General features: G+C 75.6%; 17 protein-coding genes. 7 read left to right on the forward strand and 10 right to left on the reverse strand.

Going from position 1 to position 25155, the window contains the following annotated elements; translation table 11 throughout:
- Nucleotides 1-58 precede the first annotated feature (58 nt).
- Nucleotides 59-1108, reverse strand: a complete 1050-nt coding sequence (locus tag ACFV8H_RS37330; protein ID WP_380408676.1) for a GDP-mannose 4,6-dehydratase — start codon at nt 1106-1108, stop codon at nt 59-61.
- Nucleotides 1105-2325, reverse strand: a complete 1221-nt coding sequence (gene murG, locus ACFV8H_RS37335; RefSeq protein WP_380408678.1) for an undecaprenyldiphospho-muramoylpentapeptide beta-N-acetylglucosaminyltransferase — start codon at nt 2323-2325, stop codon at nt 1105-1107. Before murG ends, ACFV8H_RS37330 begins: the two co-directional genes overlap by 4 nt.
- A 161-nt stretch (nt 2326-2486) precedes the next feature.
- On the opposite strand from murG, the gene ACFV8H_RS37340 reads away from it, so the two are divergent.
- Together ACFV8H_RS37340 and ACFV8H_RS37345 are read left to right on the forward strand one after the other, a co-directional pair.
- Nucleotides 2487-3176, forward strand: a complete 690-nt coding sequence (locus ACFV8H_RS37340) for a response regulator transcription factor (protein ID WP_380408680.1) — start codon at nt 2487-2489, stop codon at nt 3174-3176.
- Entirely contained in the window at nt 3173-4561 is a 1389-nt protein-coding gene (locus ACFV8H_RS37345) for a sensor histidine kinase (RefSeq protein ID WP_380408681.1), read from the forward strand. The genes ACFV8H_RS37340 and ACFV8H_RS37345 overlap by 4 nt, the downstream gene beginning before the upstream one ends.
- A gap of 14 nt (nt 4562-4575) precedes the next feature.
- Here ACFV8H_RS37345 and ACFV8H_RS37350 read toward each other — a convergent pair whose 3' ends face one another.
- Nucleotides 4576-5052: a Uma2 family endonuclease gene (locus ACFV8H_RS37350; protein WP_380408683.1), complete on the reverse strand. Its 477-nt coding sequence runs from the start codon at nt 5050-5052 to the stop codon at nt 4576-4578.
- Between the two features lie 113 nt (nt 5053-5165).
- Between ACFV8H_RS37350 and ACFV8H_RS37355 the strand changes: the two genes are divergently transcribed.
- Entirely contained in the window at nt 5166-6173 is a 1008-nt protein-coding gene (locus ACFV8H_RS37355) for an NADP-dependent oxidoreductase (protein ID WP_380408685.1), read from the forward strand.
- Between the two features lie 68 nt (nt 6174-6241).
- On the opposite strand, the gene ACFV8H_RS37360 is transcribed toward ACFV8H_RS37355, so the two are convergent.
- Nucleotides 6242-7060 (reverse strand): LysR family transcriptional regulator, encoded by an 819-nt coding sequence (locus ACFV8H_RS37360; protein ID WP_380408687.1) that lies wholly within the window; start codon nt 7058-7060, stop codon nt 6242-6244.
- Between the two features lie 68 nt (nt 7061-7128).
- Here ACFV8H_RS37360 and ACFV8H_RS37365 point away from each other — a divergent pair, with 68 nt between their 5' ends.
- The 3 genes from ACFV8H_RS37365 to ACFV8H_RS37375 all read left to right on the forward strand — a co-directional run bounded on the left by ACFV8H_RS37365 (nt 7129) and on the right by ACFV8H_RS37375 (nt 9366).
- Nucleotides 7129-8025, forward strand: a complete 897-nt coding sequence (locus tag ACFV8H_RS37365; RefSeq protein WP_380408689.1) for an NAD(P)H-binding protein — start codon at nt 7129-7131, stop codon at nt 8023-8025.
- A 128-nt stretch (nt 8026-8153) separates the two neighbouring features.
- On the forward strand, nt 8154-8486 hold the full coding sequence (locus ACFV8H_RS37370; protein WP_380408691.1) for a putative quinol monooxygenase: 333 nt from the start codon (nt 8154-8156) through the stop codon (nt 8484-8486).
- A 121-nt stretch (nt 8487-8607) separates the two neighbouring features.
- A complete protein-coding gene (locus ACFV8H_RS37375) occupies nt 8608-9366 on the forward strand; it encodes an IclR family transcriptional regulator (RefSeq protein ID WP_380408693.1) in 759 nt (252 codons plus the stop codon).
- Between the two features lie 18 nt (nt 9367-9384).
- On the opposite strand, the gene ACFV8H_RS37380 is transcribed toward ACFV8H_RS37375, so the two are convergent.
- Nucleotides 9385-10188, reverse strand: a complete 804-nt coding sequence (locus ACFV8H_RS37380) for a DUF4389 domain-containing protein (RefSeq protein ID WP_380408695.1) — start codon at nt 10186-10188, stop codon at nt 9385-9387.
- A gap of 241 nt (nt 10189-10429) precedes the next feature.
- Between ACFV8H_RS37380 and ACFV8H_RS37385 the strand changes: the two genes are divergently transcribed.
- Nucleotides 10430-11251: a S1 family peptidase gene (locus ACFV8H_RS37385; RefSeq protein WP_380408697.1), complete on the forward strand. Its 822-nt coding sequence runs from the start codon at nt 10430-10432 to the stop codon at nt 11249-11251.
- Between the two features lie 70 nt (nt 11252-11321).
- On the opposite strand, the gene ACFV8H_RS37390 is transcribed toward ACFV8H_RS37385, so the two are convergent.
- From ACFV8H_RS37390 to ACFV8H_RS37410, 5 genes are all read right to left on the reverse strand, one after another.
- Nucleotides 11322-11726, reverse strand: coding sequence for a hypothetical protein (locus ACFV8H_RS37390; protein WP_380408698.1), 405 nt, complete (start codon nt 11724-11726; stop codon nt 11322-11324).
- 112 nt (nt 11727-11838) lie between these two features.
- Nucleotides 11839-14880, reverse strand: coding sequence for a BTAD domain-containing putative transcriptional regulator (locus ACFV8H_RS37395; protein WP_380408700.1), 3042 nt, complete (start codon nt 14878-14880; stop codon nt 11839-11841).
- A complete protein-coding gene (locus ACFV8H_RS37400; RefSeq protein ID WP_380408704.1) occupies nt 14877-16292 on the reverse strand; it encodes a BTAD domain-containing putative transcriptional regulator in 1416 nt (471 codons plus the stop codon). Before ACFV8H_RS37400 ends, ACFV8H_RS37395 begins: the two co-directional genes overlap by 4 nt.
- Before the next feature lie 171 nt (nt 16293-16463).
- Nucleotides 16464-17942 (reverse strand): condensation domain-containing protein, encoded by a 1479-nt coding sequence (locus tag ACFV8H_RS37405; protein ID WP_380408702.1) that lies wholly within the window; start codon nt 17940-17942, stop codon nt 16464-16466.
- Nucleotides 17939-25150 (reverse strand): MupA/Atu3671 family FMN-dependent luciferase-like monooxygenase, encoded by a 7212-nt coding sequence (locus ACFV8H_RS37410; protein ID WP_380408706.1) that lies wholly within the window; start codon nt 25148-25150, stop codon nt 17939-17941. The genes ACFV8H_RS37405 and ACFV8H_RS37410 overlap by 4 nt, the downstream gene beginning before the upstream one ends.
- Nucleotides 25151-25155: the final 5 nt, after the last annotated feature.

Genomic DNA, 25155 nt, shown 5'->3' on the forward strand with positions numbered 1-25155 from the left:
GCCCGGCGCGGCCCACCCCACCCGGGGGGTGCGCCGCTCGGGCCGTCGGCGTCGGTGCTCAGACCGCGTAGCGCTTCGGGTCGAACAGGTGGAGGTGCTCGGCCACCCAGGCCGAGGTCTTGGCCAGCCCCTCCTCCAGCGGGACCTCCGGCCGCCAGCCCGACCAGGTACGGGCCCGGGAGTTGTCGGACAGCAGCCGGTGCACCTCGCTGCCGGCCGGGCGCAGCCGGGCCGGGTCGACCGTGATCTCGACGTCGGTACGGCCGGAGGCGGCGATCAGCGCACCCGCCAGGTCGCCGATCGAGACCTCGTGCCCGGTCCCGAGGTTCACCGCCTCGCCGACCGCGCGGTCGCAGTCGGCCAGGGCGAGGAAGCCCTCGGCGGTGTCGGTGACGTAGGTGAAGTCCCGGGTCGGGGTCAGCGAGCCCATCCGCAACTCCCTCACCCCGGAGTGGAGTTGGGCGAGGATCGCGGGGATCACGGCGCGGGCGGACTGGCGCGGGCCGTAGGTGTTGAACGGCCGGACCACGGTGACCGGCAGGTCGAAGGCGTGGTGGAAGCTCAGCGCCATCATGTCGGCCCCGATCTTCGAGGCGGAGTACGGGGACTGGGGCTGCAACGGGTGGTCCTCGCCGATCGGCGCGCGCAGCGCCGTTCCGTAGACCTCGCTGGTCGAGGTGTGCAGGACGCGCCGCACGCCGTGCCGGCGCGCCGCCTCCAGCACGTTCTGGGTGCCGACGACATTGGTGTGCACGTAGGCGCCCGGGGAGTCGTAGCTGTACGGGATCCCGATCAGCGCCGCCAGGTGGAACACCGTGTCGCAGCCCGCCACGGCGTCCGAGACCCGGCCCGCGTCGCGGACGTCGCCGGCCAGCATCTCGACCCGGTCGCTGCCCAGGTGGGCGGCGAGGTAGCCGCGTTCGGCGTACGGCTTGTAGTGGACCAGGGCGCGGACCCGGGCGCCGCGGGCGACCAGCAGGTCGACCAGGGTCGAGCCGATGAAGCCCTCGGCGCCGGTGACCAGGACGGTGCGGTCGGCCCAGGCGGTGGTGGTGTCGGTGGTGGCGCCGGCGGTGGTGGCGGTGGTGGTGGCGGTGGTGGCGGTCATTCGGCGAGCTCCGTTTCGATGGTGCGGATCGGGGTCGGCTTCGGGATCGGGGTAGACATCGGGATCGGCGTCGCGGCCGGGCCGCGGGAACGGCCGGCCAGGCGGCGGACCCAGTCGGCCAGCAGGTCGGCGGCCCGCGCGTGGGTCCCCCCGGGGGCGGCGGCGCCCATCGCGGCCAGCCGGGAGGGGTCGGCCAGCAGCGGGTCGAGCACGGCGGCCAGGGAGTCCGCGTCGGTGGACTCGTCGCGCAGGATCCGCGCCGCCCCCGCGTCGGCGAGCACCTTGGCGTTGTGGAACTGGTGGTCGCCGGGCGCGTGCGGGTACGGCACCAGCACGGCGGGCACCCGGACGGTGGCGAGCTCGGCCACGGTCGCCGCCCCGGCCCGGCAGACCACGACGTCACTGGCGGCGTAGGCGAGGTCCATCCGGTCCAGGTACGGCACCGCCTCGGCGACGGCGTCCCCGCCGACGGCGGCGAGCCGCAGTCGGGTGTCGTCCAGGGCCTGCGGGCCGGTCTTGATCAGCAGCCGGACGTCCGTCCGGCCGCGCCAGCGTTCAGCCAGGCCGAGCGCGGCCTCGGTCAGCCGACGCGCGCCGAGGCTGCCGCCGTTGAACAGCACCAGCCGCGCGCCGGGCGGAACGCCCAGCCGGTGGCGGGCCTCGGCACGCTCGGCCTGCCGGTCCAGCCGGGCCACCGCACCGGTGAGCGGCATGCCGACGGTGACCGCCCCGTGCCGGCGCGCCTTCGGCAGGTGCTCCCTGGTCTCGTCGAAGGCGAGCGCGATCTGCGGGGTGAGCCGCGCGGCGAAGGCGTTGGCCCGCCCCGGTACGGCGTTCGACTCGTGAATCAAACTGGGCAGTCCGGCCATCCGGGCGGCCAGCACGGCCGGCGCGGAGGCGTACCCGCCCATCCCCACCACGACCTGCGCCCGCTGGTCCTCGACCGCCCGCTGCGCCTGCTTGGCGGCGCGGACCAGGTCCGCCGGCAGCAGGAAGCGCCGGGCACCGAGCGAGGGGTCGAAGGGGATCATGTCGACGGTGTGCAGCCGGTAGCCCGCCTCGGGGACCAGCCGGGTCTCCAGACCCCGCGTGGTGCCCACAAACGAGATCACGGCGTCGGGGTCGGTCTTCCGCAGGGCCTCCGCCAAGGCCAGGCCCGGGTAGATGTGGCCGCCGGTGCCGCCGGCACCGATCACGACCGAGAGTGGTGTGTCCATGGCTCACCACCGTGGCGGGCCGGCCTAAGAGGGCTTTAAGAGAATGCGGGCCTTCGCCCGCTATCTTTCGGTATGCCCTGAACGGCCCGCGGATACGGAACGGGCCGTCGGAGCAGGTCAGCGGGGCAGGTCAGCGGGGTACGAGGAACGGAGGGTCGGCGGTGCGGATTCTGGTGGCGGACGATGACCAGGAGGTGCGGGAGGCCGTGGCCGACGGACTGACCGTCGAGGGCTACGAGGTGGTCACCGCGGTCGACGGGCACGACGCCCTGGCCAAGATCGCCTCCCACGAGCCCGACGCGGTCGTCCTCGATGTGATGATGCCGGTCCTCGACGGCCTCGCCGTCTGCCGCCAGCTGCGGGCCCTGCACGACCGCACCCCGGTCCTGGTGCTGACCGCGCGGGACAACATCGACGACCGCGTCGACGGGCTGGACGCCGGCGCCGACGACTACCTCGTCAAGCCCTTCGCGCTGGCGGAGCTCACCGCCCGGCTGCGCGCACTGCTGCGCCGCGCCGCCCTCGACGCGCCCGGCGCCGAGGCCGACGCCGAACTGCGCTACGCCGACCTCGTCCTGGACCCGCGGACCCGCACCGGGCACCGCGGCTCCCGGCGGCTGGAGTTCAGCCGCACCGAGGCGACCCTGCTGGAACTGCTGCTGCGCCATGCCGGGCAGGTGCTCACTCGCGAGACCCTGCTGGAGCGGGTCTGGGGGCAGGACTTCGGCCCCGAGTCCAACTCCCTGGCCGTGTACGTCGGTTACCTGCGCCGCAAGCTGGAGGCGGGCGGCGAACCGCGCCTGGTGCACACCGTGCACGGCGTCGGCTACCGACTGGCCGCGGGCTCGTGACCCTCCGCGTCCGGCTCGCGGTGGCGACCGCCCTGGCCGTCGCCACCGTCGCCCTCGGCCTCAGCTGGGCCGCCTTCGCGGTGATCCGCTACGAACTGACCCACCAGCTGGAGCTGGAGCTCACCCAGGCCGCCACCGTCGCCGTCCAGCAGCAGGGCAACGAACCGCCGGGCGTGCTCTCCGGGCAGTGCCGCTACCTGGCCGCCCCGGCCTGCATCCAGGTCGTCCCGGCCGACCCGGCCCGCGACCCCCGCACGGCCGTCGCCCCGTACCTGTTCCCGGTCACCCCGGCCGTGCGCGAGGTCGCCGCCGGGCGGCGCGCCGCCTATTTCAGCACCGCCACCGTCGCCGGGTTCCCGGCCCGGATGCTGGTCACGCCGTTCCGGGGCGGCACCGCGCTCCAGGTCGTGCTGCGCTCGGACGGCGTGGACCGCGCCGTACGGCAGTCCGCGGCCGCGTTCGCCGGGCTCGGCGGCACCGGGGTGCTGGCAGCCGGGTTCCTCGGCTGGTGGGCCTCCCGGACCGGCCTGCGCCCGGTGACCCGGCTCACCGCCACGGTCGAACGGATCACCGCCACCGGCGACCCCCACCACCGGATCACCTCCCACGCCGCCACCGGCCGCCGCCGGGACGAGGTCACCCGGCTCGGCGAGAGCTTCGACACCATGCTCGACGCGCTGGAACGCTCGGTCACCGCCCAGCGCCGGCTGGTCTCCGACGCCTCGCACGAACTGCGCACCCCGCTCACGGCGCTGCGCACCAACGCCGAACTGCTGGCCCGCGGCGACCGCCTCACCGACGCCCAGCGCGAACGGGCCGCCACCGCGCTGGGGCGGCAGCTGCGCGAGGTCACCGGCATGGTCAACGACCTGGTCGAACTCGCCCGGGACGAGGAACCCCAGGCCCTGGTCGAGCGGTTCCGCCTGCTGCCACTGGTCGAACACGCCGTCACCTCGGCGCGCGGGCACTGGCCGGGCCAGGAGTTCACCCTCGCCGTCGGACCGGGCGCCGACGGGGCAGTCGTGCCGGGCGTCCCCGCCCGGCTGGTGCGACTGCTGGGGAACCTGCTCGACAACGCCGCCAAGTTCGGCGCCGGACGCGGGCCGGTGGAGGTCCGGGTGGCCCTGGCCGGCGACGGCGCCGACACCCTGGAGGTGTCCGTCCGCGACCACGGCCCGGGCATCGCCGCCGAGGACCTCCCGTACGTCTTCGACCGCTTCTACCGCTCCGACACCGCCCGCAGCCTCCCCGGCTCCGGCCTCGGCCTCGCCATGGCCCGCCAGATCGCCCGCGCCCACGACGCCGACCTCATCGCCCGCGAGGTCCCGCCGCACCACGGCACCGGCGCCTGCTTCGTCCTCACCGGCCTGCCGGTCGACCCCTGAGCTCGGACGGCGGTTCAGAACTCGCGGGTGTCGAGGTCCAGTTGGAAAGGATCGGGGAGCCGCACCGCCACGCCGAAGGGGTGCGGCCCCTCGACTCGGGTGTAGCCGAGCTCGCCCGGCTCGGAGAACAGGGTGCAGCTCCGCTCCTCGCGGTCCACCAGGAGGTAGAGCGGGGCCCCGAACTGCGCGTAACGACGGCGTTTCACGACGCGATCGGTGTCTGCGGTCTCGGCCGACGTCGCCTCGACCACGAGGAGCGTCCGGTCCGGCTGGAGTGCGCCCTCGGTCTTGGCCAGTTCGTCCGGCACATAGGCCAGGTCAGGCACATAGCAGTCGCCAGTGCCCGGCAGCACGAGATCTCCACGACCCGCACAGAGGTCGAGCGTCTCCTGGCAGGGCACGAGCTGCTGACGGATCACGTCGATGACGGCCTGGTGCCCCCAGGAATACATCACGGGAGTGATGACACCCTCGATGGTCTCGGTATCCACGGCCCGCAGCCTACTGCGTTTCCACCGTGGCATTCTCTAGTCAGATGACTAAGCGCTTGCTTAGACTCGACACCTGTCCTTCCACTGTGCGAGTACGTCCCCCAGGAGTCGTCATGACCGACGTCAACCGTCAGATCCGCCTTGCCCGTCGACCGGTCGGGGAGGTGCGGCCGGAGGACTGGGCGTACGGGGAGGAGCCCGTGGGGGTGCCCGGGGACGGGGAGTTCCTGGGGCGGGCGCGGTACGTGTCGCTGGACCCGGCGATGCGCGGGTGGCTGGACGACCGGCCGTCGTACCTGCCGCCGGTGGGGCTGGGCGAGGTGATGCGGGCCGGGGCGGTGGCCGAGGTGGTCGCGTCCAACCACCCGAAGTTCCGGGTCGGCGACCACGTGGTGGGCTCCTTCGGGGTCCAGGACTACGCGGTGTCGGACGGCAAGGGGGTGGTCAAGGTCGATCCCGCGCTGGCCCCGCTGTCCACCTACCTCGGGGCGCTCGGGATGCCCGGGATGACCGCCTACTTCGGGCTGCTGGAGGTCGGCGCGCTCAAGGAGGGCGAGACCGTGGTGGTCTCCGGCGCGGCCGGGGCGGTCGGCACGATGGTCGGGCAGATCGCCAAGGTGAAGGGCTGCCGGGTGGTCGGGATCGCCGGCGGGCCGGAGAAGTGCGCGCTGCTGACCGAGGAGCTCGGCTTCGACGCGGCCGTCGACTACCGCGCCGAGGACGTCCGCAAGGCCCTGCGCACCCACGCCCCGGACGGCATCGACGTCTACTTCGACAACGTCGGCGGCCCGATCCTGGACGCCGCGCTGACCAGGCTGGCGATGCACGCCCGGGTGGTGGTCTGCGGCGCGATCAGCCAGTACAACAACGAGGACTCGGTGCAGGGCCCGTCCAACTACCTGTCGCTGCTGGTGCGGCGGGCCCGGATGGAGGGCTTCGTGGTGTTCGACTACGCCCGCCGGTACGCGGAGGCGGCGGCCGAGATCGCGGGCTGGATCGGCGAGGGCCGGATCAAGGTGCAGGAGCACCTGGTCGAGGGCACGGTCGCGGACTTCCCGGAGACCCTCGGGATGCTCTTCCGCGGGGAGAACACCGGAAAGCTGGTGCTGGGCCTGGCCTGAGCCGCGAGCCCCGGCCGTGCCCCGGCCGTGCCCCGGGCGGGCGCCGCGCGGCCGGGCGGGTCGCGCGGTCAGGCCGGCCGCAGCGTGGCGGTGGCGATCTCCAGGAAGTCGCGCAGCGGCTTGTCCCGTCGGTCGGCCAGGTCCGCGAGGACGGCCAGGCAGGCCTCGGCCGCGGGGGCGTCGGTGACGGTCCGGTGGACGAGGTCGGGGCGGGCGTAGGAGCGCACCACGCTCAGCGGCAGCAGGCCGATGCCGTGCCCGGAGGCGATCAGCTCGAACTTCTCCTCCAGTGAGGCCGTCCGCCGGATCGGCGCGTCGAGCATCCGCTCGCCGGCGAGGTCGGCGGTGGTGAGTTCGGCGCGCGCGGCCAGCGGGTGCCCGGCGGGCAGGCAGGCGACCCGGGGCTCGTGGCCGATCGCGATGGTGCGCAGCCCCGAGTCGTCGAACGGCCGCCGCAGGTACGCCACTTGGCAGCGGCCGTCGCGCAGCGGCGCGTCCTGCTCCCACCAGCGCGCCGGGACGAGGTCGGTCTCGACGTCCGGGTGCCGCAGCGCGAACGCGCGGATCGCCTCCGACACATGGAGGCCGGGCGAGAAGGCGACGACGAGCCGCCGGGTGCCCCGGTCGGCGTCGTGGACGCGCTGCACCGCCGCGGCGACGGCCGCGAGGATCCCCCGTGCCTCCTCCTGGAGCTGCCGGCCGGCCGGGGTCAGTTCCACGCTGCGCGTGGTCCGGACCAGCAGGGTGCACTCCAACTCCTGCTCGATGGACCGGATCTGACGGCTGAGGACGGGTTGGGTGATGTAGAGCTGTTCCGCCGCCCGGCCGAAGTGCCGGTGTTCGGCGACCGCCGCGAAGTAGCGGAGCTTGCGCAGGTCGAGATCCATGCCTGGAAGGTATCAATGCCCCAGGAAGGGTATTGGACGCCGCAGTTGACCGGCCCGAGACTCGACACATGATCGTCATCACCACTCCCACCGGCCAGATCGGCGGCCGGCTCCTCGACCTCCTGCTCGACGGGCCGCACGCCTTCACCGAGGAACTGCGCGTCGTCGTGCGCGACCCGGCGCGGCTCCCGGAGGCCGTCCGGGCCCGCGTCGACGTCGTCGCCGGCTCCCACGACGACCCCGAGGTCGTCGACCGCGCCTTCACCGGCGCGCACGCCGTCTTCTGGGTCGTCCCGCCCACCCCGCAGGCACCGAGCCTGGACGCCGTCTACTCCGGGTTCACCCGGGCCGCCGCCGCGGCCCTCACCGCCCACGGCGTCCGGCACGTCGTCGGCGTCTCCGCGCTCGGCCGCGGCACCCCCGTCGCCGACCGCGCCGGGCACGTGACGGCCTCCCTGGCCATGGACGACCTCCTCGCGGGCACCGGCGCGGCCTACCGGGCGCTCGCCAACCCCTCCTTCATGGACAACCTGCTGTGGCAGGCCGCCCCGATCCGGGACCGCGGCGTGTACACCTCCACCGTCGCCGCCGACCGCCCGGCGCCGCTGGCCGCCACCCGGGACATCGCCGCGGCCGCCGCCGACCTGCTGCTCGACCGCTCCTGGACGGGCACCGGCGAGGTCCCGGTGCTGGGCCCCGAGGACCTCTCCGCGAACGACATGGCGCGCATCATGTCCGAGGTCCTCGGCCGCCCCGTCCGCTACGAGCGCCAGTCGCTGGACGACTTCCGCGCCTCGCTCCCCGGCCACGGTTTCAGCGAGGCCCTCGTGGAGGGCTACGTCGACATGATGCGGGCCAAGGACGACGGCCTGGACGCCGGGGTCGAGCGCACTGCGCGGAGCGCGAGCCCGACGACCTTCCGCCAGTGGTGCGAGGAGGTGCTCAAGCCGGCCGTACTGGCCTGACCGTCGCCCGCCCGGAGGCCGCGGATTCCGGCAGGGACGGAATCGCGGCGGCGCGGGTTTCCCCGGCCGGGCGGCGGTCGGGCAGGGTGGGGGTTCGACCGTCCCCCCCCCCGACCCGAGAGAGCGTCATGATCTTCATCACCGTGAAGTTCCCCGTCCGCCCCGAGCACAGCGCCCAGTGGCTCGACATCGTCGCCGAGTTCACCGAGGCCACCAGGGCCGAGCCGGGGAACCTGTTCTTCGACTGGTCCCGCAGCGTGGACGACCCGGACGAGTACGTGCTCGTGGAGGGGTTCCGGGACGGCGAGGCCGGGCGGGCGCACGTCGAGTCGGCGCACTTCCGCAAGGCCATGGGGACGCTGTCCGGTGCGGTCGCCGCCAAGCCCCGGATCATCAGCGTCGACCTCCCCGACCGCGAGGGCTGGGACCTCATGGGCGAGATCACCCCGCGCGAGGCCTGAGCCCGGACGCCGAGCGGGGGCCGTACTGGGGGCCGGTGGCCTCCCCCGGCCCGGCCCCCGGCACACTGGACGGGTCACGCCGCACCAGCAGGAGCGGCACCAGCACGAGGAGCACCCCGTCATGGCCGGGCAGACCGGGCCGCGCGCCGCCGACCGCACCCTGGAGGTGCTGGAACTCGTCGCGGGGTCACCCTCGCCCGTCCCCGCCAAGGCCCTCGCCCGCAGCCTCGGCTGCGCCCTGTCGACGGCCTACGCCCTCCTCGCCCCGCTCACCGAGCGCGGCTACCTGGTGCGCACCGACGGCGGCTACGCCCTCGGCTACCAGGTCTCCGCCCTGCACCGCGCGTTCCAGCGGCAGATGGGCCTGACCGACGGCATCGACGACCTGCTCGCCCGGATGCGGCAGGCCACCCGCGCCTGCGCGAACTACGTCGCCTACCAGGGCGACGGGCTGGTGATCGCCGACGTGCGCACCGCCGCCGCCGACGGTGACCAGCGGCCCGAGCTCACCGTCGGCGTCGACCCGCGCTCCCACGCCTACGCCCACGGCAAGATCGCCCTGGCCGCCGCCGGCCCCGCCGCCCGCCGCCGCTACCTGGAGCAGCCCGGCCTGCACCGGTTCACCCCGCGCACCATCGCCTCGGCCGACCGGCTCGACGAGGAGCTGCGCCGGATCCGCCGCACCGGCGTCGCCCTGGACGTCGAGGAGGCCCGTACCGGCCTGGCCTGCCTGGCGGCGCCCGTGCTCGGCGCGGACGGCGCCGTGATCGGGAGCGTCTCGCTGGCTGTCCGCCCCGAGGACCTGCGCGCCCGCCGCCACCAGCTGATCGCCGCCGTCAAGCAGGCCGCCCGGGAGGCGTCCCCGGCGCACCCGTCCTGACCTCCGAGGGCCCTGCCGTCAGAACGGGCCGGGCAGCAGCGGGGCCATCACGTGCTGGGTCGGGTTGAGGTCGTGGTCGTCGTTGTCGTCGGTGTTGACCGAGGCGGTGACGGAGCTGGTCGCCCAGGAGACCACGCCGAGGATCAGGAAGAGCACCACCAGGCCGCGCCCGCCGCCGCTCAGCACCAGCGGGCGGGTGGCCGAGACCCGCTCGGGCTCGCTGCCCGGCTCCTCGCCGAACAGGCGCTTGGGGTAGGCGGAGGTGAGCATCACCAGGTAGGCGGTGTAGCGCAGCTGGTAGCGCAGGATCGCGGTCGTCGCCTCGTAGAGCGGCTGCGGCATCCGGCCGAGGACCAGCACCACCAGCCAGATGATGAACGAGACCATCCACCAGCCCGCGTGCAGCAGGCCCTGCACGATGGAGGCGGGGATGACCAGGATGATCCGGAACAGTACGGCCAGCCGGTTCAGTTCACCGGGCCGCAGGCCGACCTGCACCGGGTACTCGGGGGCGCTGAACCGGAACGGCGGGTAGCGGTCCACGGTGAGCATCAGATAGGCGGTGACCCTCGCCTCGTACGGGACGAAGGAGCTGAGGTAGGTCGCCGCGAAGTCGGGCAGCCGGCCGAGGACCAGCGCGCAGAACCAGCCGACCACGGTGACCACGAACGCCACCAGGGACAGCACCCACAGCACCACGAACTGAGGGATCAGCAGCACCAGGCGCAGCAGCACCGTCCAGCGGTTCTGCTCGGCGGGCGCCGGCATGTCCAGGACGGGAAGCCACTCACGGCTGACGGGGGCGGGGGGAGCCTGCCACATCCGGGCCTCCACGATCTCGGAACGACGGGGACCCGGCAGTCGTGCACTGCCGGGTCCCTCCGAAGATCGCAGTCCGCCGCCCGCCCCGCGCGCCACGCTGCGCCGGACGGGTCACGCCGCACCCCGGCGTCGTACGGGGGCAATCCCCACCGTTCGTACACCTGGTGTCCGGATGGTCCAGTGGATCTTGGAAAGGGAGGCTGAGGGGGTAAACGGAAGTCCGACCTCCGAGGAGAGCCCGATGTTCAACGGGAAGTTCAGCAAGCGTCGTACGGCCCGCGCCGCGACCGTGGCCGCGGTCGCCCTCGGCTGCGCGGTCGCGACGGCCGGCAGTGCCGGGGCGATCGTCAACGGGACGGCCGCCCCGCAGCGCTACCCGTTCATGGCCTCCGTCCCGGTGTCGGCACCGGGCCTGGACGACGGGGTCTGCGGCGCCTCGCTGATCGACCGCCAGTGGGTGCTGACGGCCGCCCACTGCGTCGACCCGAACCTGGTGAAGCCGGCGGGCACCGTCCGCATCGGCAGCGCGGAGCGCAGGTCCGGCGGCACCGTCCGCGCGATCGCCGGCACGGTCACCCACCCCGGGTACCGGCAGGGAGGCAACGCCGGACCCAACCAGAACGACGTCGCGCTGATCCGGCTGGACCGCCCCGTCAAGGAACGGCCGATCCCGATCGCCGAGCGGCCCGGCGACCCCGGCACCCCGACCCGGCTGCTCGGCTTCGGCACCGTCGTCGACACCGGCGACATCGGCGACCTGCGCTTCCCCGACCGCCTCCAGCAGTTGGAGACCCGCCGGGCGGGCGAAGCCGAGTGCGACCCGGGCTACGCGGGCCCCACCCGGCTGTGCACCGTCAGCCTGGTCCCCCGGGCGATGGCCTGCTTCGGCGACTCCGGCGGGCCGCAGCTCCAGCGCGGCCGGGGCGGGCGCTGGGAGCTCGTCGGTGTCACCTCCGGCCCCGGCGTCGGCGGGCACGTGCCGTGCTCCGCCGGCCCCGGCCTCTACAGCAGCGCGCCCGCCTACGCGGAGTGGATCCGCGCGACGATCCGCGCGAACGGCTGAACGCCCGCCCGGTGACGGGGTGACCGGCCCGGGGCGGACCCGGACCGGTGACCCCGTCACACGGCGCCGGTCAGTAGAACAGGTCCGGGCTGAGCTGGTAGTCGTAGTTGGAGCCGCCGTTCCAGTAGAGGCGCACCTCGGCCTTGTAGTCGTGGCCCGGGCTCGGGTTGCTCAGGGTGTAGCTGAAGCTGTACGGGCCGGTGTGGCAGCCGAAGCTGGTGTCCAGCGCCCTGCCGCCGGTGGTGTAGTCCCAGAGGATCACCTCCTCGGTGCAGTTGCCGTTGCCGAAGTTGGTGTTGGCCGTCGCCGTGACCTGGCCGTTCCCCGCGCTCACACACGCCTGTTCCCAGTCGGGGCCGCCGCAGCCGCCACCGCTGGACGCCGCGGCGGTCCCGGTGCCCGCCAGCGCGAGGCCGGCGGCCAACGCCGTGCCGACCAGGGCCATCGCCGTCTTCCTGACTCCGTTGCCGAACATGACGGTCCTCCCTCTCAGTAGCGGCCCGGTCCGGTGACCGGGCGCAACAGAAGGTTCGGGTACGGCGATGGACGTTTGATGAGCAAGCGCGTCGGACGCGTGCGCGAGTCCGTCAGGCGAGGCCGTGCAGCGTCCGTTCGATGTCGGCCGCGTCCCGGAGGTGGCCCAGTTGCCGGAACCGTCCCAGTGCCTCGCTCAGGCAGCTCCTGGCCCGGTCGGTGCGGCGCAGCGCGGCGAACGCCTCGCCGAGGATCCCGAGCGCGTGCCCCTCCAGGGTGCCCGAGGCCTGCCGGGCCAGCGGGAGCGTCTCCTGCGCCGCCCGGACGGCGGCCCCGGCCCGCCCGGCCGCCAGGTGGACCCGGGCGATCAGCACGCTCGCGGCGACGTGGTAGTCGGTCTGGCCGAAGCGGCGCATCCGCCGGCGGGCGTGCTCGGCCTCGACGAGGGCGGGTCCGAGGTCGCCACCGAGGTGCAGCACCCGGGCGAGGTAGAAGTGGCTGAGGGCCTCCGCGCAGCAGCTGTGCCGCCCGGTGAGCTCGGCGCCCCGGGTGGCGGTGGCCCGGGCCTGGGGGAACCGGCCGGTCTGCGCCTGGTTGACGGCGAGTTCGCCGAGAGCCAGGCCTTCGGCGCCCTCGTCCCCGAGCTCGTGGAAGAGTGCGACGGCGCGGCGCATTGCGACGATGGCGTCCTCGTAGCGCCGCTCCAATCGCGCGGTGGAGCCGAGGAGGTGCAGGGCCCTCGCCCGCAGTGGGCGCAGCTCGCGGGCCCGGCAGAGCGGCAGGGCGCGCTCGAGTTCGGCGCGCGCCTCGGGGAAGCGGCCGGTGTGCCAGAGCATGCTCGCGCGCACCGAGCGGGCCAGTGCCTCGGCCGCGTGCTCGCCGCGGCCCCGGGCCGTGTCGGCGAGCCGGCCGGCGAGCTCGGCCACCGACCCGGCGTACCCCCGGCCGAAGAGGGAGGATCCCATGGTGTCCAGCAGGTCGGCGGCCCGGGCCGCCGGCAGGTCGGGGTCCCGGCAGACCCGGTGGATCACCGCGTGGTGCAGGGCGCTCTGGGCCAGCATCCAGACGTTGGCCTCGTCGACGCCGCGGAAGGTCAGCCCCGGCACGGTCGTCGTGGCCCCGGTCAGCTGCTTCCCGGCCCGGTCGACGTGGCGGGCGCTCCCTTCGCCGTTGCGGGCGCTGGCGAGGCAGAAGTCGAGCAGCCGGGCGAAGGCGGCGGTGAGCGCCTCCGGGGCGTCCTGCCGCTCGCTCCGGCCGCGGGCGAACGCCCGCACCAGGTCGTGGAGCCCGTAGCGGTCGGCGGCGGGCGACTGGAGCAGGTTGAGGTCGACCAGCGTCTCCAGCAGTTCCCGGGTCTCCTCGGGGGCGCGGTCGAGCAGGGCGCCGGCGGCGGCGAGCGGGAGTTCGGGCGTGTCCGGCAGCGCGACCAGCCGCAGGGCGCGGGCCTGGGCGGCGCCGAGCCGGGCGTAGGAGAGGGCCAGCACGGGTTCCACCGCACTGTGGTCGAAGGCCAGTTCGGCGAGCCGGGTGCCTTCGTCGGCCAGGCTCGCGGCGAGCGCCGCGAGCGGCTGCCCCGGGTCGGCGGCCAGCCGGCAGCCGGCCACCCGTACCGCCAGCGGCAGCAGGCCGCAGGCCGCGACGATCGCGGTGGCCGCCCGGGGCTCGGCCGCGATCCGGGCCCGTCCGGCGACGGCGGCGAGCAGGTCGACCGCCTCGGACGGCGGCATGGCGTCCAGGTGGAGGTGGTGGGCGCCGGGCAGGGAGCCCAGCCAGTGGCGGCTGGTGAGCAGCACCGCGCAGTTCCGGGTGCCCGGCAGCAGCGGGAGCACCTGGGCGGCGTCGGCGGCGTTGTCGAGCAGCAGCAGCACCCGGCGTCCGGCCAGCGTGGTGCGGTAGAGCGCGGCGCGTTCGGCGGGGTCGGTGGGGACCGCGCGGTCCGGCACGCCGAGGGCGGTGAGCAGGTCGGCGAGCGCCTCGGCCGGGTCGAGCGGGTCGCTCAGGGTGCCGCGCAGGTCCAGCCGGAGCTGACCGTCGGGGAAGCGGTCGCGCAGGGCGTGCGCGACGTGCAGGGCCAGCGTGCTCTTGCCGACCCCGCCGAGGCCGTTGACCGCCACGACGGCCACGGCGGTCGGGTCCGGCGGGGCGAGCAGGGCGGTCAGCCTCGCCACCGCGCTCTGCCGGCCGGTGAAGTCCGCGATGCCGAAGGGCAGGTGCCGGGGTGCCGGGAGCAGGGATGGAGGCGGGGGCGGGGACTGGGCCGGGGACTGGGCCGGTACGGCGCTCGGGCGGTGGGCCGGGCGGCTCGGGCCCCCCGGTACCGGGGCCGGTGCGGTACGGCGGATCCGGTCCAGTACGGCGTCCAGCTCGGCGCAGTCCAGTCCCTGGTCGTGGTAGAAGCGCCGGGCTTCGGCGTGCACGGCCCGGGCCTCGTCGGGCCGACCCGCCCGGTGCAGCCCCAGCACCAGCAGGGCCCGGAAGCGCTCCTGGAACGGATGGACGAAGACCGCCCGGCCGAGGTCGACGAGGCAGGACGGGCTGTCCCCGAGTTCCACGTCGAGGCCGAGCTTGGTCTCCAGTGCCGCGATCCGGCGCAGGGTCAGGTGTTCGCGCAGTTCGGCCGCGTGCCGCCCCGGCAGGCCGGCCAGCGGCTCGCCCCGGTGCAGGGCGAGCGCCCGGGCCAGCAGGTCCCGGGCCTGCGGCGGCCGGCCGGCGGCCAGCGCCCGGTCGGCCTGCCCGACCAGGAGGTCGAACACCCCGAGGTCGACGGCCCGGGCCGGCACGTCGAACCGGTAGCCGTCGTCGACCGTGACCAGCAGGTGCCCGGCGGCGTGCCCGCGCAGTTCCTTGCGCAGCCGGTAGGCGTGGGTGGCCAGTACGGCGGCGGGGCGGTTCGGCAGGGCCCCCTCCTCGAAGACCCCGTCGGCGAGCGCGGCGGCCGTCAGCACCCGGCCGGGGCGGGCCAGCAGCATGGCCAGGAACGCCCGCTGCTGGCGGCGGCCCAGGTCGAGCGGCTGTCCGTCGTACCAGCCGGCCGGCGGGCCCAGCAGGGCGAAGCGCGGTCCGGCCGCGCCGCCCGCCGGGGCCCCGGGGTGGGCCCACACCCCGTCCGGCGCGTCCGGCGCGTCCGCGCACTCGGTGGGTTCGCGGCGGCTCATCGGCCACCGCCCGAGCCGCAGCCCACGGCCGTGACCGAGGCCGTGGCCGTGGCCGTGGCCGGCGCGACCGGTTCGGCCCGGGGGTCCTCGGGCCGGGGGTCCTCGGGCCGGGACAGCAGAGCGGAGATCGGCCAGGCCGGGCGGCGGACCAGCCGGTCGGCCGCTCGGCGCAGCGGGCCCGGCAGGTGACCGCAGGCGGCCGCCAGCGCCCGGGCGGCCTCCGGCTCGCGGGCCGGCCGCTCCGGGCCGAGGATCCGGCCGAGCAGGAGCAGCGCCTCCGGTGGGCTGAGCCGGCCGAGACCGACGGGGTGTCCGCCGCCCTCGTTCCCGTCCGGCCCGTCCGCCCCGGCCGCCCCAGCCGGGCCGCCCGGGCCGTCCGAACCGCCCGGGCCGTCGAGCGTGACGAGGGCGGCGCAGCCCGGCGCCGTGGGCAGCAGGGGGCGGACGGCCGCCAGGGCGGCGGCGCCGTCGAGCACGACCAGCACGCGCCGTCCGGCCAGCAGCCGGTGGAACAGGTCCCGGCGCTCGGCCGGGCCCGGCGGTACGGCCCCGTCCTCGACGCCCAGCGCGCGGACGAACGCCGCCAGGGTGTCGGACACGGCGTCGGGGCCCGCGGTGTGCAGGTCCGCGTACAGCTGGCCGTCGGGGTAGCCGGCGGTGGCCAGGTGGGCGGCGTGCACCGCCAGGGCGCTCTTGCCCGCGCCGCGCGGGCCGGTCACGGTGGCCAGCGGCGCCGTGCGGCCGGCCGGACCGGCCAGCAGCGCCGCAACGGCGGCCAGTTGGGCCCGGCGTCCGGTGAAGTCGGGCAGATCGGGCGGCAGTTGGAAGGGCCGCCGAACCGCCCGGGTGGGCGGTGTCGGCATCGGCGCCGGGTGGCCGGAGAGCTCCAGGTCGAGCTCCCGGCAGTGCCGCAGTGCCTCCTCCCGGCGGCCCGCCAGCAGGCGGCGTTCGTGGGCCGCGAACGGCCCCGGCACGTCGTCCAGGGCCGGGCCGGACCAGAGCGCGAGTGCGCCGGAGAGCAGGGTGCGGGCGCGTTCGGGCTGCCAGTTGCGGCGGGCGGTGGCGGCGTCGGCGATCCCGGCCAGGAAGGCCGTCCGGTCGACGGCGCCCGGGTCGACGTCCAGCCGGTAGCCCTTGCCCTGGTGCCGCAGCACGCTCGGGCCGGTCCGGTCCGGCGCCGCCCCGTCCAGCACCTTGCGGAGCCGGTAGACGTGGCCGGGCAGGGCGGCGGGCCGGTCCGGCGCGCCGTCCGCCTCCTCGCCCCACACCCCGTCGACGATCTCGCCCACCGGGACGGTCCGGCCCTGGGCGGCGAGGAGCACCGCGAGCACCGCCCGGTCCCTGGCCCGGTTGATCCGCAGCTCCCGGTCGGCGGACCAGGCCCGCAGCGGCCCCAGGACGGTGAAGCGCATCTCTCGCACGGCCCTCTCCGACAGGTCCTGCCCGGCCCGCTCCGACGGGACGGACCCAACTCCGCGTCATCTTACGTGTACAGAACGAGAGTTGGTCCGATCTTCCGGAGTTCCGGCCGACTGCCGGGGGGTGCGGACCGGCTCCGCACGCCCGGCGGGCGGCCGGAACGGTCAGTCCGTCAGCTCCCGGGCCAGGTCCGCCACCATCCGTTCCAGCCAGGACCGCACCGTCTCCGGGTCGAACAGGTCGGCGTCGTACTCGGCCAGGCCCGCGTAGCCGTCCGCGTCCGGGGTGAGGAGCACGGAGAGGTCGGCGCGGGTGGAGGGGCCCGGCACGTCCTCGACCTCGACGGCCAGGCCGGGGAGGTCGAGGGCGATCGCCGGGGTGCTCTGCACCGCGAGCAGGACCTGCGGGTACCCGGCCGGCAGCCGGACGCCGCGCTCGCGCAGCGGCTCGACCAGCTGGCCGAAAGGGACCGTGGCGTGGTCCAGGGCGGTGGCCACCGCCCTGGCCGCCGTGTCCACCGAGGCCCCGAACCCGCCCGGCGGGCGGGTGGGCAGCCGGATCGGCAGGCCGGTGGTGAGCAGGCCGACGACCTGCTCGTCCACCGGCCGGGTGCGGTTGGCGTACGAGAGCACCACCAGGGTCTCCGCCGCTCCGGTCAGCTCGCCGAGCAGCCGGGCGTAGGCGGCGAGCAGCACCGCCGAGGCGGTGGTGGAGCGCCCGGCGGCGCAGCGGCGCACCGCCTCGGCCGACCCGGCCGGGACGCGGAAGGCGAGGGTGCCGCCGCGCCCGGAGCGCTGCTCGGGTCGCGGCCGGTCGGTGGGCAGGTCCACCGCCGGCGGGGTGTCCCCCAGGACGTGGGCCCAGTGGTCGAGGGCCTCGGTGACGGCGGCCGGGGTGACCACGGTCCGTTCCCAGCAGGCGTGGTCGGTCATCCGGCCGGGGTCCGGCAGCGCAGCGCCGTCCCGGCGGTACAGCGCGCCCAGGTCGGCCAGCAGGGTGGCCAGGGACCAGCCGTCGACCACGATGTGGTGGAGCGACAGCAGCAGCACCGCGACGTCCTCGGCCGTGCGCAGCAGCCGGGCGCGCAGCAGTCGGTCGCCGTCCAGGTCGAACGGCAGGGCGCCCTCGGCCCGGGTGGCCCCGGCGAGCGCCGCGCCCCGGGCGGCCGGGTCGAGCATGCGCAGGTCCTCGACCGGCAGCTCCACCGGGCTGTTCGGCCGCACCTGCTGGAGCAGGCCCAGGTCGGTGTGCCGGTAGCCGGTCCGCAGGCTCTCGTGGCGCTCGCTCAGCGCCGTGAGGGCGGCGGCCAGCCGCTCGGGGTCGAGCGGGCCGCGCAGGGTGATGCGCTGGGTGATGTTCCACACCGCCGGGTCTGCGGAGCGGCCGTGCATCCCGTACAGCCGGCGCTGGGCCAGCCCGGCCGGCGCGGCGGCGAGCGCCGCGCCGGAGCCGGTCAGGACGGCCAGCAGCCGGTCCCGGTGCGCCCGGACGAGCCCGGCGGCCTCCTCGTCCAGCGCGCCGGCCGGGGCGAGGTAGCCGAGCCGCTCGCCGGTGGTGCGCAGCACGATCCCGCGCTCGTCGAGCAGCCGGACCAGGCGGTCCCAGCCCTCATCGGCGGTGGACACGGGGGCGGGGGCGCTCACAGCTCGCCCTCCTCGTAGGCCGGGGCCGGGCGGTCCTGGGCCGCCGGGCGGTGGGCGGCCATCGCGCGGACGGTGGGGCGGCGGAAGAAGTCGAGGACGCCGATCCGCAGCCCGGTGGCCTCGCGGACCCGGTTCAGCAGCCGGGTGGCGGCCAGCGAGTGGCCGCCGAGGTCGAAGAAGGAGGTCTCCACGCCCGCGGGGCGGCCGAGCTCCTCCTCCCACAGCCGTTGCACGGTGCGCTCCAGTTCGGTGGCCGGGGCGACGGCGGCGAGTCCGGCGCCCAGCGGCAGCGGTTCCGGCAGGGCGGCGGTGTCCAGCTTGCCGTTGAGGTTGAACGGCAGCGCCTCGACGGCGGCCCAGAGCCCCGGCACCATGTGCTCGGGCAGCAGGTCGGCCAGGTGGTCGCGGACCCGGGGCAGGTCGGCGGCGGCGCACCGCACGTACCCGGCCAGCGTGGTGCCCGCCGGGGTGCGGCGTCCGGTCACGGCCGCGCCGCGCACGCCCGGGACGGTCCGCAGCACGGTCTCGACCTCGCCGGGCTCGACCCGGTAGCCGCGCACCTTGACCTGGCGGTCGGCCCGGCCGAGGTACTCCAGGGTGCCGTCCGGCCGCCACCGGCCGAGGTCGCCGGTGCGGTAGCGCCGGCCCTCCGGGGTGTCGGTGAAGACGGCGGCGGTCTCCTGCGGCCGGCCGTGGTAGCCGAGCCCGACCTGGACGCCGATCGCGTGGATCTCGCCGACCGCTCCCGCCGGGACGGGGCGCCCGGCGGCGTCCAGCAGCACGATCCGGTTGCCCGGCGCCGGGCGGCCGATGGAGGCGTGGTCCGGCCCGTCCGGGTCGATCCGGCCGGAGGTGACCCCGTGGGTCTCGGTGGGGCCGTAGTGGTTCACCAGCCCGCAGCCGGGGTTGCGGGCCAGGAAGGCGCGCAGGGCGGGGGTGAGCAGCAACTGCTCGCCGCCCTGGATCAGTTCGCGCAGGTGCGGCACGGGTTCGTCGCCGAGGGCCTCGACCAGCGCGGCCAGCGGGGTGTACGGCAGGTGCAGCCGCTCGGCGCGGGTGGCGCGGACCACGGCGGCCAGCGCGGTGATGTCGTAGCGGGTCTCCTCCTCGATCAGCAGCAGGGTGCCGCCGCCGGCCAGCGTGGTCAGCATCTCCTGGACGCTGACGTCGAACCCGCAGGAGGCGTACTGGAGGGTGCGGGCGGCCGGGTGGTCGGCGACGTTCCAGTCGATCAGCGAGGCCAGGCCGAGGGTGTGCATCAGCACGCCCTTGGGGCGGCCGGTGGAGCCGGAGGTGTACAGCAGGTAGGCGGCGGCCCGCGCCGACGGGACGGGCAGCGGCGGCAGTTCGGCCCCGCCCGCGGGCCCGATGTCGGTGTCGGTGTCGGTGTCGGTGTCGGTGTGGACGGTCGGCAGCGCGATGCCCATCAGGTCCGTGCCCGGGGCGGTGAGCAGCACGGTCGGTGCGCTGTCCGCGGCGATCAGCCGGCAGCGCTCGGCGCCCTGCACCGGGTCGATCGGCACCAGGACGGCGCCCAGCCGCAGCACGGCCAGCAGCGCGGCCACCTGGTCGGCCGAGCGGGGCAGCAGCACGGCCACCCGGTCGCCCTCGCGCACGCCGGCGGCCAGCAGTCGGCGGGCCAGGCCCTCGGCCCTGGCGTGCAGCGTCCGGTAGTCGGTAGCAGCGCCGTCGGCCGCGACCACCGCGACGGCCTCCGGCCGGTCGGCCACCGTGGCCGCCACCCGGGCCAGCGGGTGCGCGGGCGCAGGCTCCGTCTCCGGTCCGCACTCCAGGGCGGGGTCGGCGGGGGCGGCCGTCAGCTCGGTGAGCGGTCGCGCCGGGTCGGCGACGGCGGCGGCCAGCAGCCGCTCGAAGGCGTCGAACAGCCGGTCCACCGTGGCCCGGTCGAACAGGGTCTCGGCGTACTCCACGTGGCAGCGGATGCCGTCGGGGAGGTTGGTGAGGAAGAGCGCCAGGTCGAAGGCGGAGCGGTCGACCACGTGGTCCAGCGGGCGGGCCGTCACCCCGGGCAGGTCCAGCTCGAAGACCGCGTGGTTCTCGAACTCGACCATGACCTGGAAGAGCGGGTTGCGGCTGGTGTCCCGCTGCGGGTTCAGTTCCTGGACGAGGACCTCGAAGGGCAGCTGCTGGTGCTCGTAGCCGTCCAGCGCGGTGGAGCGGACCCGGTCCAGCGCCTCGGCGAAGTCCGGCTCGCCGGAAAGGTCCAGCCGCAGCGCCAGGGTGTTGACGAAGAAGCCGACCAGGTCCTCGGTGCCGTCCGCCCGGTTGGCCAGCGGGGTGCCCAGCACCACCTCGTCCTGGCCGCTGTAGCGCTGGAGCACCCCGGCGAAGGCGGTGAGCAGCACCATGAACAGGGTCGAGCGCCGGTCGCGGGCCAACTCCCGGATTCCTGTCGAGAGTTCGGCGGGCAGGTGGCGGACGTACGAGCGGCCGCGACCGTCCGGTACGGCGGGGCGGGGCCGGTCGGTGGGCAGGGTCAGCACCGGCAGCTCGCCACCCAGCACCTTGCGCCAGTGGTCGAGGCTCTCCTCGTACGCCCCGGCGGCCACCGCGGCCCGCTCCCGGGCGGCTTCGGCGGCCGGGGTGGTGGTGAGCGTGGGCAGCCGGTGCGGCCGCTGCTCCCGGGCCGCCCGGTACAGCTCCCCCAGCTCCCGGGTGATCACCACGGTGGACAGGGTGTCGATCACGATGTGGTGCATGGACAGCACCAGGACGTGCCGGTCCGGTCCGGTCGCCAGCAGCCCGGCGCGGAACAGCGGGCCCTCGGCCAGGTCGAAGCGGCGGGCGCCCTCGGCGGCGACCAGCGCGGCCACCGCCTCCTCGGCCGGCCCGTGCACCGGGACCCGCTCCAGCACCGGGCCGTCCGGCGCCGGGATCACCTGCTGGAACGGTTCGCCGTCCTGCTCCCGGAAGACGGTGCGCAGCCCGACGTGCCGCTCCACCAGCGCGCGCAGCGCGGTGTCGAGCGCCTCCGGGTCCAGTGGGCCGTCCAGTTCGACGGCCTTGACCTCGTTGTACTGGGCGGCGTCGGGCAGCATCCGGTGCAGGAACCACATCCGCTGCTGCGCGTAGGACAGTGCGGCGCCGCGCTCGGTGGAGCGGCGCAGCGCGTCGATCTGCGGCAGGCCGGCCGCCACCAGGTCGGGGGCGAGCCCGAAGTCGACGAAGCAGGCGATCTCGTCCGCGCCGGCCGCCCGCAGCTCGGCGAGCACGGACCCGACGCTCTCCGGGGTGCCGATCAGGGCGCGCGAGGCGCAGTAGCGCTCGTAGGCGCGCTCCAGCACGAACTCGAGGTCCTCCTCGCGGGTGTTCTCGAAGTCCAGGGTCAGGCCGAGGCTGTTGGCCATCTGCCCGAACAGCGAGAGCGAGGAGCGCAGGTAGTGGCAGAACGGGCGGTAGGCCTGCGCGCGGGCGGTGGCGAGGTCGGCGCCCAGGTAGGTGTGGACCAGCACCACCACCCGGCCGGCCTCCGGGTCCAGGCCGTGCTCGGCCCGGGTGCGCCGGTAGAGGGCGACGTTCTCGGCGAGTTGGGCGATGTCCTGGGTCATCAGGTTGGTGATCACGCCGAGGTCGTGCCGGGCGGCCTCGCGGAAGCTGTCCGGGTTGCCGACGATCGCGGTGAACATCGGCGGCTGCTCCTGCAAGGGGCGCGGGTGCAGGGTCACCTCGATCGGCTCCCCGTTGCCGTTGCGGCCGCGGTAGGGCTCGCCGCGCCACAGCGCCCGGACGGTGTCGATCTGGCGGTGCATCAGCTCCTTGTGGCCGCCGTAGTTCTCCGGGAAGAACAGGAAGTCGTTGGGGTGCCAGCCGCTGGCACAGCCCAGCCCGACCCGGCCGCCGGACAGGTTGTCCACCACCGACCACTCCTCCGCCACCCGGACGGGGTGGTGCAGCGGCAGCACCGCGCAGCCCGCGTTGAGCCGGATCCGGCTGGTCTCCCGGGCCAGCGCGGCCGCCAGCACCGAGGGGTTGGGGAAGATCCCGCCGAAGGAGTGGAAGTGGCGCTCCGGCAGCCAGACGGCGTGGAAGTCGTGCCGGTCGGCGAAGCGGGCGCTCTCCAGGACGATGCGGTACTTCTCGTCCTCCGGGGAGTCCTGGGGGTAGTCGCCGAAGAAGTACAGGCTGAAATCGACCGGGCGCTGCGGGTCGCTCACCGGGTGGTACGGAACGGGCTCGGCCCCGGTACCGGTGCGGGATTCCGTGGCGAGTGCGGGCAGTTCGGGCAGTTCGGCCGCCGGGCGCGGGGTCGGGGCCGGGAGCCGCACCCCGGGCGAGGCCGGGAAGAAGCCGCCGCGCCGCAGGCCGCGCAGCGACTCCCGGACGGCGTCGACCACGAACTCCAGGTCGCCGTCGGTGTGGGCGGTGGAGAGGAAGAAGTTGCGCCACTCCCAGACGTAGACCCCGCGGGTCAGCAGCTCCGGGAAGAACAGCTCCACGTCGGCCCGCGGCTCGAACCTGAACAGCGAGCCGAAGTGGGCCAGCCGGAGCGGGAACTCCTCCTCCTCGAAGAACCCGTTGAGGGTCGCGGCCAGTTCGTCGGTGCGGGCGTTCAGCCGCTCCTGGAGGCCGGGGCCGGCCTCCTTGAGGTGGCGCAGCACGGCACCGGCCGCGGTCATCGCCAGCGGGTGCTGGATGTAGGTGCCGCCGAAGAAGGTGGTGTCCTGGGGCGGGTAGCTGTCGTCCCCGTAGTCCCAGTGGCCGCCGTCGATCCCGTCCATGATGTCGGCCCGCCCGGCGATCGCGCCGATCGGGTAGCCGCCGCCGAGCACCTTGCCGTAGGTGGAGAGGTCCGGGGTCACGCCCCAGAAGCCCTCGGCGCCGCGCAGGTGGGGCCGGAAACCGGTGAGCATCTGGTCGAAGAGCAGCACGATGCCGCGGCGGGCGGTCAGTTCGCGCAGCGAGCGGACGAACTCGGCCGGCTGGCGCCCCGGGTGGCGGCTCTGCACCGGCTCGACCAGTACGGCGGCGATCCGGTCGCCGAGCTCCTCGATGACCTGGAGGCTCTGCGGATCGCCGTACCGCAGCACGATCAGGTCGGCGACCGCGCTGCCGGGGATGCCGCTCGACACCGGGACGGTCTCCCGGTCGGCGCCGTGGCCCACCGTCCGGCCCAGGGTGTGGTCGAAGTGGCCGTGGTAGGAGCCCTCGAACATGACGATCTTGTCCCGGCCGGTAAAGGCGCGGGCGAGCCGGATCGCCCCGGCGTTCGCCTCGGTGCCGGAGTTGGCGAAGGCGACCCGCTCGGTGCCGGTCAGCTCGGCCAGCAGCTCGGCGGCCTCCCCGGTCTCCGGGCCGCGCGGGCCCAGTCGCAGCCCGCCGGCCAGGTGCTCGCGGACGGCCTCGGCGACGAACTCCGGGTCGTGGCCGAAGAGCAGGACGCCGAAGCCCATGGTGATGTCGACGTAGGTGTTGCCGTCGAGGTCCTCCAGCCGGGAGCCCCGGGCCCGGCGGGCCGCGAGCGGGTAGAGCATCTCCTTGGTCGAGGAGCGGAAGCCGACCACGGCGCGGCTGTCCGCGAGGGTGCGGCGGTGGCGGCGGGTGACCGCCTTGGAGGCGGCGGTACGGGCGGTGAACCGGGCGACCAGCCCGTCCACGTGGGCGCGCTGCTGCTCGGTCAGGCCGCCGGCGGCCATGCCGGACTCGCGGGAGACGGTCACCCGGGGGCCGTGCACCTGCGGGGCGGCCGGCGCGGGGGCGGCGGCGGGAAGCGGGGCCTCGACGGCCGGGGCGACGGCCGGGGGCAGGGCGGCGGGGGCCGCCACCGGGAGGGGCGCGGGCGGTACCGCCCCGGTCGCGGGCGCCGGCCCGGTCCCGGCCAGCAGGCCGAGCTGGTCGCGCATCAGGTCGGAGAACTGGCCCAGCAGCGCGAGCTGTCGCTCGATCAGGCCGGTTCCGTCGGTCACCAGGGCTGAGGCGACCGGGACCGGGACCGGGACCGGGGGTGCGGACGGAAGTGCCGGGACGGGCGCGGCAGGCACCGCAGGCGCGGGCGCGGACGGAAGGGCTGCGGCCGGTACGGGGAGGACGGGAGCGGGAGCCAGGGGCGCCGGGGCCGCGACCGGCTCCGGCGCGGCCGCCGGGAGCAGCGCGTCCCGGACGTCCGGCTCCAGCCGGTCGGCGATCAGCCCGGCCAGCCGGGCCGGGGTGTCCGCCGCCTCGAACAGTTCGCGCATCGAGATCCGCACCCGGAAGGCGCGCTCCAGGTCCCGGATCATGTTGATCATCCCGAGCGAGTCGGCGCCCAGGTCGAAGAAGGGGTCGTCGGCACCGACCGCCCCCTCGTCGTGGCCCAGCTGGCGGGCCGTCTGCTCCAGCACCCGGCGCAGCACCGCCTCCTCGGCGAGCCGCTCGGGGCTCGCTGCGGCGGCGGGGACGGCGGGCGCTGGGACGGCGGCCGGGACGGCGGCCGCCGGGGCGGTCGGCTGGGGCGGCGGTGCCTGGTGCATGGCGGGGTCCTCGGTGGTCGTCGGCCGGTCGGGGGCGGTGAACCAGTGGCGGCGGCGTTGGTAGGCGGTGGTCGGCAGGGGCACCCGGCGGGCCGGGCCGTCCGGCCAGTCGCGGGCGGCGGCGAACCGCGCCCAGTCGATCGGGACGCCGTGGGACCACAGCGCGCCGGCCGCGGCGTCGAACTGCGGCTCCTGCGGGGCGCCGCGGCGGGCACCGGCCACGAAGTGGCGGTGCGGCAGCTCCCGGCGGCCCATGCCGGTGAGCGTCGGGTGCGGGCCGAGCTCCAGGAACAGCTCGTGGCCCTGCCCGTCCAGGGCGGCGAGCACCTGGTCGAAGCGCGCGCTCTCCCTCGTCTGCCGGACGAAGTAGTCGGGCGTGGGCACCGTGCCGGGGGCCAGTACCTCACCGCCCAGGTTGCTCACCAGCGGTACGGTCAGCGGCCGCAGCCGCAGCCGGGCGAGCTGTTCGCGGAACGGTTCGAGCACCGGGTCGAGCAGCCGGGAGTGGAACGCCCGGTCGGTGGCGAGTCGTTCGGTGGTCACGCCCTCGGCGGCCAGCACGGCCTCGGCGGCCGCGATGTCGCGCGGCGGGCCGGACAGCACGCGCTGGCCGGCGCCGTTGACCACGGCGAGGTCCACCCCGGGCAGCCAGTCGGCGAGTTCGGCGAGCCGCTGCGGACCGGCCATCACCGCCGTCATGGCGCCGGGAGCGGTCGCCCGGTGCATCAGCCGGCCGCGCAGCGCGG

Source organism: Kitasatospora sp. NPDC059827 (genome assembly GCF_042731675.1).
Taxonomy (GTDB): Bacteria; Actinomycetota; Actinomycetes; order Streptomycetales; family Streptomycetaceae; genus Kitasatospora.

What these genes read in the sequence shown, in the direction of transcription:
- ACFV8H_RS37330 (WP_380408676.1), bottom strand. Translation starts at nt 1,108, where the DNA reads ATGACCGCCACCACCGCCACCACCACCGCCACCACCGCCGGCGCCACC.
- murG (WP_380408678.1), bottom strand. Translation starts at nt 2,325, where the DNA reads ATGGACACACCACTCTCGGTCGTGATCGGTGCCGGCGGCACCGGCGGC.
- ACFV8H_RS37355 (WP_380408685.1), top strand. Translation starts at nt 5,166, where the DNA reads ATGACCGACGTCAACCGTCAGATCCGCCTTGCCCGTCGACCGGTCGGG.
- ACFV8H_RS37360 (WP_380408687.1), bottom strand. Translation starts at nt 7,060, where the DNA reads ATGGATCTCGACCTGCGCAAGCTCCGCTACTTCGCGGCGGTCGCCGAA.
- ACFV8H_RS37365 (WP_380408689.1), top strand. Translation starts at nt 7,129, where the DNA reads ATGATCGTCATCACCACTCCCACCGGCCAGATCGGCGGCCGGCTCCTC.
- ACFV8H_RS37370 (WP_380408691.1), top strand. Translation starts at nt 8,154, where the DNA reads ATGATCTTCATCACCGTGAAGTTCCCCGTCCGCCCCGAGCACAGCGCC.
- ACFV8H_RS37375 (WP_380408693.1), top strand. Translation starts at nt 8,608, where the DNA reads ATGGCCGGGCAGACCGGGCCGCGCGCCGCCGACCGCACCCTGGAGGTG.
- ACFV8H_RS37380 (WP_380408695.1), bottom strand. Translation starts at nt 10,188, where the DNA reads ATGTGGCAGGCTCCCCCCGCCCCCGTCAGCCGTGAGTGGCTTCCCGTC.
- ACFV8H_RS37385 (WP_380408697.1), top strand. Translation starts at nt 10,430, where the DNA reads ATGTTCAACGGGAAGTTCAGCAAGCGTCGTACGGCCCGCGCCGCGACC.
- ACFV8H_RS37390 (WP_380408698.1), bottom strand. Translation starts at nt 11,726, where the DNA reads ATGTTCGGCAACGGAGTCAGGAAGACGGCGATGGCCCTGGTCGGCACG.
- ACFV8H_RS37395 (WP_380408700.1), bottom strand. Translation starts at nt 14,880, where the DNA reads ATGAGCCGCCGCGAACCCACCGAGTGCGCGGACGCGCCGGACGCGCCG.
- ACFV8H_RS37400 (WP_380408704.1), bottom strand. Translation starts at nt 16,292, where the DNA reads ATGCGCTTCACCGTCCTGGGGCCGCTGCGGGCCTGGTCCGCCGACCGG.